The sequence below is a fragment of the Rhodococcus sp. NPDC057135 genome (assembly GCF_042670865.1).
Lineage (GTDB): Bacteria > Actinomycetota > Actinomycetes > Mycobacteriales > Mycobacteriaceae > Rhodococcus_F.
The window spans coordinates 281,694-294,406 of sequence record NZ_JBHUUU010000003.1 but is presented as its reverse complement, the minus strand read 5'-3'; the positions used below and the strand labels follow the sequence as shown (position 1 = coordinate 294,406).

Annotated in this window: 12 protein-coding genes; 4 read left to right on the top strand and 8 right to left on the bottom strand. The window is 62.0% G+C overall.

Annotated elements, in window-relative coordinates; translation table 11 throughout:
• Positions 1 to 13: 13 nt before the first annotated feature.
• From ACFT1A_RS06840 to ACFT1A_RS06820, 5 genes are read right to left on the bottom strand one after another with little or no spacing between them, the layout of a single operon-like run.
• Positions 14 to 1,297 (bottom strand): ABC transporter substrate-binding protein, encoded by a 1,284-nt coding sequence (locus ACFT1A_RS06840; RefSeq protein ID WP_378446355.1) that lies wholly within the window; start codon positions 1,295 to 1,297, stop codon positions 14 to 16.
• Positions 1,298 to 1,355: 58 nt separating this feature from the next.
• A complete protein-coding gene (locus ACFT1A_RS06835) occupies positions 1,356 to 2,444 on the bottom strand; it encodes a branched-chain amino acid ABC transporter permease (RefSeq protein ID WP_378446354.1) in 1,089 nt (362 codons plus the stop codon).
• Positions 2,441 to 3,337: a branched-chain amino acid ABC transporter permease gene (locus ACFT1A_RS06830; protein ID WP_230814402.1), complete on the bottom strand. Its 897-nt coding sequence runs from the start codon at positions 3,335 to 3,337 to the stop codon at positions 2,441 to 2,443. Before ACFT1A_RS06830 ends, ACFT1A_RS06835 begins: the two co-directional genes overlap by 4 nt.
• Positions 3,338 to 3,340: 3 nt before the next feature.
• On the bottom strand, positions 3,341 to 4,054 hold the full coding sequence (locus tag ACFT1A_RS06825; protein ID WP_378446353.1) for an ABC transporter ATP-binding protein: 714 nt from the start codon (positions 4,052 to 4,054) through the stop codon (positions 3,341 to 3,343).
• A complete protein-coding gene (locus tag ACFT1A_RS06820; RefSeq protein WP_283302193.1) occupies positions 4,051 to 4,854 on the bottom strand; it encodes an ABC transporter ATP-binding protein in 804 nt (267 codons plus the stop codon). The genes ACFT1A_RS06825 and ACFT1A_RS06820 overlap by 4 nt, the downstream gene beginning before the upstream one ends.
• A 112-nt stretch (positions 4,855 to 4,966) precedes the next feature.
• On the opposite strand from ACFT1A_RS06820, the gene ACFT1A_RS06815 reads away from it, so the two are divergent.
• From ACFT1A_RS06815 to ACFT1A_RS06800, 4 genes are read left to right on the top strand one after another with little or no spacing between them, the layout of a single operon-like run.
• Positions 4,967 to 5,572: a nuclear transport factor 2 family protein gene (locus ACFT1A_RS06815; protein WP_378446352.1), complete on the top strand. Its 606-nt coding sequence runs from the start codon at positions 4,967 to 4,969 to the stop codon at positions 5,570 to 5,572.
• A complete protein-coding gene (locus tag ACFT1A_RS06810) occupies positions 5,569 to 6,339 on the top strand; it encodes an SDR family oxidoreductase (protein WP_378446351.1) in 771 nt (256 codons plus the stop codon). Before ACFT1A_RS06815 ends, ACFT1A_RS06810 begins: the two co-directional genes overlap by 4 nt.
• Complete coding sequence (locus ACFT1A_RS06805; protein WP_378446350.1) at positions 6,336 to 7,391, top strand: dihydrodipicolinate reductase; 1,056 nt, start codon at positions 6,336 to 6,338, stop codon at positions 7,389 to 7,391. The genes ACFT1A_RS06810 and ACFT1A_RS06805 overlap by 4 nt, the downstream gene beginning before the upstream one ends.
• On the top strand, positions 7,388 to 9,016 hold the full coding sequence (locus ACFT1A_RS06800; RefSeq protein WP_378446349.1) for a long-chain-fatty-acid--CoA ligase: 1,629 nt from the start codon (positions 7,388 to 7,390) through the stop codon (positions 9,014 to 9,016). Before ACFT1A_RS06805 ends, ACFT1A_RS06800 begins: the two co-directional genes overlap by 4 nt.
• Positions 9,017 to 9,090: 74 nt before the next feature.
• Here the strand turns inward: ACFT1A_RS06800 and ACFT1A_RS06795 are convergent, their stop codons facing one another.
• The 3 genes from ACFT1A_RS06795 to ACFT1A_RS06785 are packed head-to-tail and all read right to left on the bottom strand — an operon-like array spanning position 9,091 to position 12,611.
• A complete protein-coding gene (locus tag ACFT1A_RS06795; protein ID WP_378446348.1) occupies positions 9,091 to 9,822 on the bottom strand; it encodes a hypothetical protein in 732 nt (243 codons plus the stop codon).
• Complete coding sequence (locus ACFT1A_RS06790) at positions 9,819 to 11,336, bottom strand: carotenoid oxygenase family protein (protein WP_378446347.1); 1,518 nt, start codon at positions 11,334 to 11,336, stop codon at positions 9,819 to 9,821. Before ACFT1A_RS06790 ends, ACFT1A_RS06795 begins: the two co-directional genes overlap by 4 nt.
• A 42-nt stretch (positions 11,337 to 11,378) precedes the next feature.
• A complete protein-coding gene (locus ACFT1A_RS06785) occupies positions 11,379 to 12,611 on the bottom strand; it encodes an acetyl-CoA acetyltransferase (RefSeq protein ID WP_378446346.1) in 1,233 nt (410 codons plus the stop codon).
• Positions 12,612 to 12,713: the final 102 nt, after the last annotated feature.

Below are 12,713 nucleotides of genomic sequence, written 5' to 3'. Positions count from 1 at the left end.
TCGCGCACTCGCTTCAGTTCTCGTAACGGCCGGAAATGTCGATCACGTCGCCCTGCTTCTCGAATGCCTGGGTAGCGGCATTCCACTCGAACGGCTGGAATGCCAAGATGCCCAGCGCATGATCGGCGGTCATGGTGAACTTGATTCCGTCGATGAACATCGGCGGGTGGTAGTCCTGCGTACGCGCGGCACTCATGATGGTGGCGCGAGAGAGTCCGTCAGAAGACTCGGAGGCCCGAGTGAAGTTGTCCACCAACAGGTCACCGATGGCCCATCCGTTCACGGTGTAGCTGTTGGTCGGGGAATCGGCACCGTGAGCAGCTGCACCCGCTAGGTAGTCACGTACCGCCGCATCGTCCTTGTAGAGAGCGTTGTTGGGATCCTTGAGCCACACCATCACCTGCTGCCCGTCTGCAGCATCACCGGCGGGCGCGTACAGGGTCGCACCGTCGACGCAGTTCGACGGCTGAATCACGGTGTCGGGCTTCCATCCGACACGTCCGATCGCCTGAGTGATCGCGAGGCAGTCAGTGGTGACACCGGCCACCACCAACACCTCGGCGCCACTGGCCTTGAGGGTCGATGCCGCCGTCTTGGGGTCGGTCAACGCCTCCTCGGCAGCGATCTCGAAGTTGGTTCCTTCGATCGCGGACTTGAAGCCGTTGGCGATTCCCTGTCCCGACTCGGTCTGGTTCGTAGCCAATGCGACCTTGGCGCCGTCCGGATACTTCTTCTTCAGACTCTCGACGACTACCTCCATCTCGATGCCCGGATCCGGTAGATACTCCGTTGTCCACGGGAAGTCTTCGATGACCCGGAACTCGGGCATCCCTGCCTGCGCAAAGAGCAGTGGCACACAGGCAGTGGTCTGATCGTCCGCGATGGCATTCAACTGACCGGCTCCGAACGTGCCCAGAACATCGACCTTGTCCTTCTGAATGAACTCTCCGACATTGGCTTTGGCGCGCTCCGGGGAGAAGGCGTCGTCCTTGACCACCACGTCGAGTTTGACACCGCCGACACCGCCGGCCGCGTTCGCCACCTCGAACCGTGCTCGCATTCCTTCGATCACGTTGCCGACCGCGTCGGCAAGCGGGCCGGATGTCGGGCCACTCCATCCCACCGTGAGTTTGTCGGTGATCGGCGCTGCGGCACCGCTGGGATCGCTGCAGTCGTCGACCGAGACTGCACCGGCTGATGTCGACGTGTTGCTCTCTGCATCGGAGCTACCTCCGCAGGCCGTGAGGAGTAGTGCCGCAGCGGCGATGACTGCGGGAATCGTGGTCTGCCTTTTCATGTCGTCCAGTTCCTTGCTGTGAGTTGAGAGAAACGAGAGTGGGCGAGGGAGATGGTGCTCAAGTGCGAGGTTCGCCCTCGCGATACTTGGGATGATCTGCGGGAACCACGAGGACGAATCGTCGTAGGACGCTGTTGATCCGACCGACGATTCCGTCCGGCATCAAGAACACGATCGCGATCAGCACCGCGCCGAACACCACTCCCGACACGGGGCCGTCGGTGACGCTTCCGGTGTAGTACGGCAAGAACACCACTGCCGTTGCTCCCACGATCGGGCCGAATTGGGTTGCGATTCCGCCCAACACCAGGCCGGTGATGAACTCGATCGACTTCATCAGCGAGAAGGACTCGGGAGAGAGCGCGCCGATGTACATCGTGAACAGCGAACCTCCCAGGCCGGTGATCGCGCCGGAAAGCCCGAAAGCGAGAATCTTGACCCGCGCGACGTTGATGCCGTTTGCGCTCGCCGCAATCTCGTTGTCGCGCACCGCGACCATAGCCAGACCGAATCGACTCTTGACGAGATTGCGAATCAGGAGCATGACAATTGCCAGCGTCACGACCGACACCCAGAAGATCCACAGATATGTGTCCGCGCGAGTCAAACCAGTCCATTTCGGCGGGACCAGTAGATTTGCACGAACCACCATTCCGGCAGCACCACCGGTCAGATCGCCGGACTTGCGGATCACTTCGGGAAACGCCACAGCGACAGCGAGTGTCACGAGAGCCAGATACAGCCCCTTGATCCGCAACGACGGAAGACCGACGAGAAGCCCTAGTACAAAACATAATACGACTGCCATCGGGATCGTGGTCAACGGCGAGTATCCGCGATCGACGATCAGCACGCCGGTCGTGTACGCGCCGAGGCCGAAGAAGGCAGAATGCCCGATCGACAGCAGTCCCGTGTATCCACTGACGATATTCAGTCCCGCAATGGCAATCGCGATGATGAAGACGCTCGTGAACTGCCCTACGCGAAACGGCGCACTTTGTGACGCGAGAAGCAAAGCACAGACGGCTGCCACCAACAGCCCCATCTGGAGTAACCGGTACGACGTCGATCCGGCGACCACCACACGCGGCTGCCTGACCGCCTTTTCGGCGACGGCGGGTTCATTTCTCTCGGCAAGCGTCGTCATACTCGCTCCAGTTTCTTGGTACCGAACAGTCCATTGGGTCTGACGAAGAGGATCACCACGATGATCAGCAGAGCGGAGGTCTGCTGAAGCGAACCGCCGATGGCCGAAATGTAGCCGCTGAGCATCGATTCCAGGACACCGATCGTCAACCCACCGACCACGGCACCGACAAGACTGTCGAGTCCTCCGAACAGTGCGGCCGCAGATGCTGCGATGAAGATCGGAAACATGGTCGTGAGACCGAGTTGTTGCGGCGAGAGCGGAGTGACCAGGACACCGGCCAGTGCGCCGATCGCTGCCGCAACACCCCAACCGATTGCGAGTATCCGGCTGGTCGGAACTCCAGCGAGGGTTGCCGATTCGGCGTTGTCCGCGACAGCGCGCATGTGCAGACCAACCCTGGTCTTGCGAAAGAGCAAGGACATCAACACAAGTAGGACAACCAGCGCCACGAGTACACCCAGCGCGTCGCCGTACACACGCGCACCGCCCACCGAGATGTAATCGGTCGGACCGTTGGGGAACGGACTCGGCATGATCTTCGTATCGCTCCCCCACAGCATTCCGGCCAACGAGTTGAGCCCGGTGAACAATCCCAGTGCCACGATCAGCACTGCCATGTCGCTTCTCCGCTGAACCGGCCGGATCAGCAGACGCTCCATCAATGCACCGAGCAAGAAGCCGAGAGCGAGAGCCGCTCCGATCGCGGCCCAGATCGGCCAGGACATCGTCGTGAGCCACCACGCCACGAAGGTCGTGAACAGAGCCAACTCGCCCTGAGCGAAGTTGATCGTGCCGGTGGCGCGGAACACCACAACCAGTGCGAGGGCGAGAATTGCGTAGATGGACCCGTTGGTCAATCCGGAAATGAGTCGTTCGAGAAAGAGTGTCACCGTTTACTCCTGATACCCGAGGTAAGCGCTGCGCACGACGTCGTCGGAACGAAATTCCTCGGGCGTTCCGGCAGCGACGATGGTGCCGACGTCGAGCAGGAAGACCTTCGACGCAAGTTTCATTGCGAGATCGGCATTCTGTTCCACGATCAGCAGTGCAGTTCCGTCGCTGCGGTTGATCGCACCGAGCGTGTCGAACAATTCGGCGATGACGATGGGTGCCAGACCCAGGCTGGGTTCGTCGCACAGAAGCAGTGTGGGACGGCTCATCAATGCGCGCGCGACCGCGAGCATCTGCTGTTCGCCGCCCGAGAGTGAGCCCGCCAGTTGCGTCGAGCGACGACCGAGCACCGGAAACGTCTCGCACCACCGCTCGATGTCGGCTGCGATCTCCGCCTTGTCCTTACGCAACGCAGCGCCGACGAGCAGATTGTCACGAACGGACAGTTGACCGAGAGTTCCGCGGCCTTGCGGTACCAGGCTCACGCCGGCAGCCACCGCGCGTTCCGGTTTGGACCCCAACGGCGAACCGTTGAAGGTGATCGTTCCCTGATGCGGAATCAACCCGGCCAGCGCACGCATCATGGTGGTCTTTCCGGCGCCGTTCGCGCCGAGAACCACAGCGACCCCGCCAGGTTCGACGTCGAGCGAAACCCCGTGCAGTACATTGCCTCGCCCGTAGCCGGCATGCAGATCGTCGACCTTCAACAGCGTCATGCGGCACGCCCCAGGTACGCGTTGATCACGGCGTCATCCTGCTGGATCTCGGCCGGAGTTCCCTCGGCAATCTTGTGGCCGAAGTTCAGGGCTACAACGTGATCGGAGATCCCGAGCACCAATCCCATGTGGTGTTCGACCAGAAGCGCACCGAAGCCGAAGTCGTCACGGAGGGAGACGATCAGTTCTCCCAGTTCCTTGACTTCACTGTGCGTGAGCCCACCGGCAGGTTCGTCCAGCAGGAGTAGCGACGGCTCGGACATCAATGCTCGCGCCAGTTCGACGCGCTTGAGTGTTCCGAACGGAAGTCCTGCCGCAGGTGCGTTCGCGACGTCGACGAGTTCGAGGCGTTCGAGCAGATACCAGGCCTTCTCTCGCAGTTCTCGGACTCGAGCGCGCGCTGGAGGCCAGCCGAGAAGCCCGCTCGCCAGCCCGAAGCGACCCCGAGACGATCCGCCGACCATGGTGTTGTCGAAGACGCTCATGCCGCTGAACAGTGCGAGATTCTGGAAGGTTCGAGCGATCCCGGCCGAAGCGAGCGCATAGGGGCGCAGCCCGAGTAGATCGGTTCCCTGCCAGGTGATGACGCCCCGGCTCGGCTCGTAAATCCTTGTGATGCAGTTGAACAGCGTGGTCTTACCAGCGCCGTTGGGTCCGATGAGCCCGCAGATCTGTCCGGCGCGGACGTCGAAGCCGACGTCGTCGAGAGCGGTGACACCGCCGAATTCGATCGATACGCCGGAAAGCGTGAGTACGACCGGGTCATTCGCGGGTTGTGCGGGTGGTGTGGTTCCAAGCATTGGTTCACCTCCTCGTGACACTTCAATTAACAGTGTGATAGAGATTACTACAGTAAGCAGAGGCACTCCGTCAACGTGCGGCTCCGCTCCGGGGCCGAGAAGGGACATCATCGTGAGGTCCAACGACATTCGCGCAGTCGATACCGGCGGGGGCCCGGGCACTCGGGAGTACAGCCCGATCGAAGCCCTCGTCGCCAAGCAGGAAATCTACGAAGTTCTGGCGCGTTTCCTCCGAGCCGCAGATCGCGGCGACGTCGAGGACGCCCGGCATTGCTACCTACCCGGCGCAACCGAAGACCACGGCGGGGTCTTCACCGGCACTGCCGACGAGTACGTCGACCACATCGCCGGGGCCATAACGCACCCGCGGTCGCTGACGACCCACGCCCTGACCAACGTCTTGATCGAACTCGACGGGGACACCGCACACGTCGAGTCCTACGTCCTCGCATTCGCACGAATCAAGCACTCGGACGGCATAGCCGACACACTCACCTCGGCGCGCTTGATCGACCGCTTCGGCTTCGAGGACGGCAGGTGGGGAATCCGCCACCGCGCACTGCGGTGGGACTGGAACCACGACATGGCCACTGCCGAAGGCTGGATCTTCGGGATGCTCGCACCCGAATCGTCATTGAAGAAGAGCAAGAAATTTCCCGACGACCTCATCTACACCCGACAAGCCGCCGACACCCCACAGGCACAGGAGCACTCATGACAACGTTTCGCGGAACTCCGATAGCGGGCGCTACCGTCCTCGTCACCGGCGCCAATCGGGGACTCGGGCTCGCCTTCGTCCACCAGGCGAGATCGATGGGTGCAACCAAAATCTATGCGGGGGTGAGAAATCCCGACGAGGCACCGGCCGAGCTGCGAGCCACCGGAGCGCACATCGTCGAACTCGACGTGACCGATCCAGGACTCGTCGACACAGCGGCCAGGGCGTGCGGTGACACCACTGTGGTCGTCAACAATGCCGGACTGTTCACCGGAAATCGGTTGATCGAGGCCGACGATCAAGCGGCTGCGCGAGCCGAGATGGAGGTCAACTACTTCGGGCCTCTGACGATGATCCGAACCTTCGCGCCGGTGCTCGCCGCCCGTGGCGGAGGATCGATAGTCAACGTCCTGTCGGTGGCCGCAATCGCTCCGACCGCTTTCATGGGTGGCTATTCACCGGCCAAGGCGGCTGCTCTGTCGCTCGGCGGAATCGCTCGCGCCGAACTCGAACCGCACGGCATCACCGTCACGTCGTTGATCGTCGGCAGCGTCGACACCCGCATGGCGTCACATGTGCAGGGCCACAAGGAAAACCCCCTCGACATCGCGGCAACCGGACTCGCCGCCATGCAACGCGGCGAGTGGACGTGCGACACCGATTTTATGGCAATCGACGCACGTGCGCGCCTGGCCCGCGACCCGATTCGGTACGAACGCGGACTGGGCAAGCTCCTCTTCGCCGGCGAACTGACCACCCGATCATGAGCGATCCGATTCGTGTTGCCCAGTGGGCGACCGGCGCCATCGGCAAGACGGCGCTGCGCGGAATCATCGATCGTCCCGACCTCGAGTTGGTCGGCCTGTACGTCTACAGCGACGCCAAGGCAGGTCGAGACGCCGGTGACATCGCCAGACGCGCACCGACGGGGGTGATCGCTACACGTGACGTGGACGAGATCATCCGCTCGCGCCCACAGGTTCTCATCCACAGTCCGCGGTTGCAGATTCCGTACGAACGCCACGACGACGATCTGTGCCGTCTGCTTCGAGCCGGGATCAACGTGATCACGACGGCCGGGCAGCACTTCCCCCGCGCACACGGCACCGAGCGCGAGCACATGTTCGCCCAAGCATGCAAGGAAGGCGATTCGACGCTCTACGGGGTTGGTGTGAGCCCAGGTGTCATCGGCGAGCGATTGGCGTTGGCTCTGACGGGAACATCGATCGAACTCGACCGAATCACGATCGACGAGGTGCTCGATGCTCGCGGCATGCCCGACCCCGACTTCGCGTTCACCGTCATGGGAATGGGCTCGCCCCCGGAGGAACTGGACGGAACCGGGCCGTTGCCCTCGCTGTACGCGTCGCTGTACCTCGAGACCATCGCGTTCATGTGCGAGCGCCTGGGCGTCACCTACGACGAGGTCGTCTCTGATCACAAGGCGCTTCCCGCGCGTACGGATCTCGACGTCGCTGCCGGACGCATTGCGGCCGGAACCGTCGGAACCACCGAATGGCGCTGGCACGCAATGGTCGACGGAAAGCAGTTCCTCACCCTCGCCATCATCTGGACCATGGAACCTGATCGCGAGGAATACGCGGAACGGGACCAATGGGAAGTCCACCTCTTCGGCAAACCCGAGATCGTGATGACCGTCAATCTGGTCGAACCGCAAGATCCGAACAGTCGCACAACGGCCGGTCAATTCATCACCGCAGGCCCGGCACTACGCGCCGTCGAGCATGTACTCGCCGCTCCCGCCGGCATTTTCGAACCCCCTGTCTTTGCCCCCTTCAGATTGGAGCATTCAGCATGACAACTCAGCCGACGGCCGTAGATTCGACTGCCACCCGTGAACCTTCCGCCCCTGAACCTTCCGTGAACGCGCTCCTGCCCGACGGACGTCCCGTACAGAATCTGGAAGACCTACTCCGCAGCCGGGCCATTGCGACCCCGGACAGCACCGCCGTCATCTCCGATGACGGTCGAACCAGTTTTCGCGAGCTGGACGTCGAAGCCAACCGAGTGGCGAATGCACTTCTGCGCGATGGTGTTCGACCCGGCGACCGGGTGGCGTACATCGGCACCAACGCACCGTCCTTCCTCTCCGCCTTGTACGGATCTTCGAAAATGGGCTCGATTCTGACGGCGGTCAACAATCGGCTGGCACCGGGTGAGGTCGACTACATCCTGAGCAACAGCGAGCCGACCGTCGTCGTCCTCGGAGCAGGCGATGAGGGCCTCTCCGACGTCGCGGCGGCGGTCGGTAGCGTCCGAACCGTCGTCACAGTCGACGGCACCGGAAACTCGGTCTCGTGGAATGACTGGCTGTCCGGTGTCGGGGACGAAGATCCAGGGTCATCGCGTCGTCCCGACGACACAGCGCTGATCTTCTACTCGTCGGGAACCACCGGTCATCCCAAGGGAATCGAGCTCACCGGCGCCAACCTCGGCCGAGCTCTTGCCACCATGTATCACCTACTCGATCTCGACACCGACTCCGTGGCTATGTGCCCGGTTCCGTTCTTCCACGTCGCGGGGCTCGGTCTTGCCCTCGTCACGACGCTCGGCGGTGGCGCTCTACTGCTCGAGACCATCGCCGGGCCTCTCGAACTCGTCGCGCTGATGCAGGAGTACAAGGTCACGCATGCGGTCGCCGTTCCCGCAGTGATCAGCGTCCTGACCTCCCTACCTGCTGTGCGCGAGGCAGATTGGAGTGCCCTGCAGTTCCTGGTCTACGGAGCCGCGCCGATGCCACTGCCCCTGTTGCAAGATGCGACGAAGGTATTCGGATGTAGTTTCCTGCAGGCATACGGACTCACCGAGTCAACCGGCGGCGTCACCATGCTGACGCCCGACGACCATCGGGCGACCGACGAGTCGACCGCGCATAGGTTGAAGTCCGTCGGGCAGCCGATGTTCGGCGTACCCATCCGCATCGTCGATCCCGTGACGCTCGAGGACGTCCCGGTCGGTAGCCGCGGCGAGGTCGTCATCGGCGGCGCTCACGTCATGAAACGCTACTGGCGCAACGAGGCAGCGACGGCGGCCACCATGTTGGACGGAGACTGGCTCCGAACTGGAGACGGAGGATCCTTCGACGAGGACGGTTACCTCTACCTCCACGACCGTCTCAAGGACATGATCGTCTCCGGCGGTGAGAACGTCTATCCCGCCGAGGTGGAGAGCGTTCTCTCGGGGCACCCTGGAATCCGGGAAGTCGCAGTGGTCGGCGTCCACTCCGATCGCTGGGGTGAGGCTCCCATTGCGGTGGTCGTTCGAGCCGGCGATTCTGGTGCCACCGAAGCTGAGATCATCGAGTGGTCACGCGAGCGGCTGGCTCACTTCAAGTGCCCCAGTGCAGTTCGGTTCGTCGAGGAGCTGCCACGCAACGCGAGTGGAAAGCTTCTCAAAACTCGCTTGCGGCAGGACTTCGCCTGAGTCCATGACAAGAAATCGGGGCCGATCGCTTCGAGCGATCGGCCCCCATTTCTGTCGTTCGATGTGAGGCAAGCTCAGCGTGGGTGAATCCGGAACTCGACGCCGCCGAGACTCAGACCGGGCTCGACGGCAGACGCGCCGCTCGACGCCGCCAGATCGATTGCACTGAGCATCGACCGCTCCCCCGGAACGAACGACACGACGCGCGATCCCAGCGTGATCGAGAGTGTTTGCGTCGAAACGGGTTTCTTTCCGAACACCTCAACCCACAGTGCCGCCGTCTTGGCCGGATCGGGAGAGGACACGTCGACGCCGAGGATGTCGTCGACCCATGGATCGACCGAAACCTCCTTCTCCGTCTCATCCCAGAACCACTCGTCGGCGTCGGGAATCTCGTCGAGTTCTACGAGCAGTCCGAGATCACCGGGATGGAGCTGGACGATCCGGTGACCGTAGGCCTCGAGATCGGCCACTGTCCGAACATCGGCCGCAACTGCACGTTCCAGATAGGGCTCGATGTTCGATACCTGGATCGAGAGTGCATAACCGCCCTCCCCTCCGCCCTTTCGGATCCATCTCGCCAGCGAGACAGTCTCGTCGAGCGGTGCGACGATCTCCAGAAAGGCTTGCGGCCCGACGGCGAGGGTCTCGTCGGCCAATCCGATGTCTTCGAGCAGCGGATCCGCGAATCCGGCAGCGAGATTCAGCGCTTCACGTAGTTGCCGACCGGTCTTGTCCAGGTCTCGTGCGCCGATCACCACCTGCCGCAAGATCTCCCAGGAGCCCGAGTCGGGCGTGGCCGTCACAATCCGACCGCTTCGGCTGCGGTGTCGGCACTCTGCCAGCGTCGGAGTTCGGCACCCGGAGCCCACGTCGAGTGCGTGCCACTCGAAATCCTTTCGGGAAGGCGAAGTTTGCACAGAGGACCATCTCCGACGCGGGCGGCGTCGAAGATCAGGCAGAAGGACGCATCCTCGTTCATGTCAGTGGTCAACGTGATGAGATAGCCGTCGTCTTCAGCGGTACCACCCACGCGCGGCGCCATCGAAGTCTCGCTGCCGTACACACCGTCACCGAAGGTGAATCGTTCCTCGTTGCCCGTCAGCAGGTCGTGTTTGACCAATCCGTCGAACAGGAACCACGACGGCTTACCCGAAGCCGCGTATGCGTATCGATATTTCTCGCCCGCGAAATTCCCGTTCATCATGCCGAATTCGGTGATCGAGTCACTGAGTTGCTCTTCACGCGTAGCTCCGGTGACCAGGTTCAATCGCCAGCGGTGCAGCCGGGTCTGCATACGATCGAGAGCGAGAAAACGGAAGGCACGTTCCCACTGATTGCCCATGCCGTTGTCCGACGGCTCCGGGTCACCTTGGTAGAAACCGTCGAGAACTATTTCGTCACCCTCTTCGTAGGCGTTCACGAAGTGCAGGACATAGGTCGGATCGGCCTCGAACCACTTGATGTCAGCGGTGTTTCCGCGGCGTGGGATGACTCCGAGACGCAGCGGGATTTCGGGATGGAAATTCGCGACGTGCGCGCCCTTCTCGAGCAGAACCGGATCCCAGAACAGGGGGCAATCGTTGAGGATCGCGTAGTTTTCCGTGAAGGCCATGTCGTGCGGCAGGCGCGGACCGGGAAGTGGGACGTCGACGTAGTGGACCAACTCGTTGGCCGAGTCCACGACGCCGTAATGCATGTACGGCGCTTCCTTGCTGTAGTTGAAGAACAGCATTTCTCCGGTCTTGTCGTCCACCTTCGGGTGCGCGGACACACCCCATTCGAAGGGGAACTTGCCGTTCCAGCTTTCCTTTCCGAGTGTCTCCGCCGACATCGGATCGAGGCGATACAGATCCCCACACTGGTAGAAGCTGGTGAGAGCGGTTCCCCGGTGAACAACGACGTCGGTGCTGGACGCGTCCTTCATCCGGGTGCGGGCACCTTTGCCTCCCTCGGGGCGACTGAGTTTGGGAGACTCGGCAAGCCCTGCCCACAACGCAGCGCCGGCATCCTGCTCGGCCGCCAAACCGTCCGTACGTACGAATCGGTTGCGGTAGAACGACTCTCCGTCGCGAAAACCCACGATGTGAATCATGCCGTCACCGTCGAAGGGGTGATACGCCTTCATCGAGGGATGAAGCGGATTCTCGGTATTTCGCAGGTAGACACCGTCGAGGTCTTTCGGAACCTCTCCGAACACAACTTCGAGGTTGTCCGCTTTGAACTCGGTAGTCTGCGGTTGCCACGGGCCGGTGCGATACGGGTGATCGTCATCGGCGGGAAGGGTGGACAACAACTTGCCTACGATTTCGACGTCCATGGATTTCTCTTTTCGACTGATGGGGAAAGACTGGGCTGCAATTCAGGAAACGGCGTCGACGACAAAACTGACGGTGGTGGCCGTACTTCCGCCGAAGTTGAGCGTCGCAAACCGGTGTGCGCCCTCGACTTGGAAGCCGCCGGCCGTTCCCGTCACCTGATGGGCCGCATCGAGAAGCATGCGGACACCGCTGGCGCCCACCGGATGACCGCCGCCGATCAGACCGCCGCTCGGGTTGATCGGCAGCTTGCCGCCCATGGCGATGTCTCCACTCTCGATGGCTTTCCAGGATTCGCCAGGCGCCGTCAGACCGATGTGGTCGATCGCGAGATACTCACTCGCGGTGAAACAATCATGTGTTTCGATCCCGTCTATCCCGGCCAGATCGACTCCGGCCCGGGAGAAGGCGTCCATCACCGCATCCCGAACGTGTGGCATCACGTAGGGATTCTCCGCGTCACGCGCCAGTTTCTGTTCGAGGCCCAAACCGACGGTGCGGTGGCCCCAGCCCGCGATCTGAGCCAGAGGAGTCGCCGCGGCACCAGGATGCTCACGAAGGTACTTGTCCGTCACCAGCACCACCCCGGCACCACCGTCGGTCACCTGACTGCAATCGAATCGTCGAACACCACCTTCCACAACAGGATTGGTGGTGTCGTCACCACCCGCATTTCCGAGCAGATCGGGCACCGACCAACCGCGTGTCTGTGCGTTGGGGTTGTTCTTCGCGTTCGCGAAATTGATCTGCGAGATCGCGCGCAGGTGAGATTCGTCGATCCCGTAACGGCGCCCGTACTCCTTCGACACACGATCGAACATGTACGGCCACATGAATTTTGCTTCCCGACCTTCATGTCCGACCCAGGCTGCGGCACCAAGATGACCCGCTGCGTCGTCACCCGGAACTGTCTTCTCCAGTTCGATACCCATCACCAGAGCGGCGTCGTAGTTCCCGGCACGCAGGTCTGCCATTGCGGCGAGTACCGCGATACTGCCCGATGCGCATGCCGCCTCGTGTCTGGACGAGGGCACACCCCAGAGTTCCGGATGGACGGTGGCGGGCATCGCACCCAGCTGACCTTGGCCGGCAAACAACTGGCCGAAGGCATTACCGACGTGAATCACCTCGATGTCGGTGGCGGGAACCTTCGCCGCGGCCAGCGTGTGGTTCACCACCTCTTCGGCAAGGTTCGCGAAATCGAGTTCCTCACGGGTGAAGTTTCGTGCGAAGTCGGATTGGTACCCGCCGAGAATCCAAATGTTCGAAACAGTCATGACCTCTCCCCTTGCCGATCCGGCCTCGGTGACGTCACCGAGATACCCGTGTATCGGCGGTTGTAATTTCATCGCAACCGTACTACAACTAGCAGAGTAACT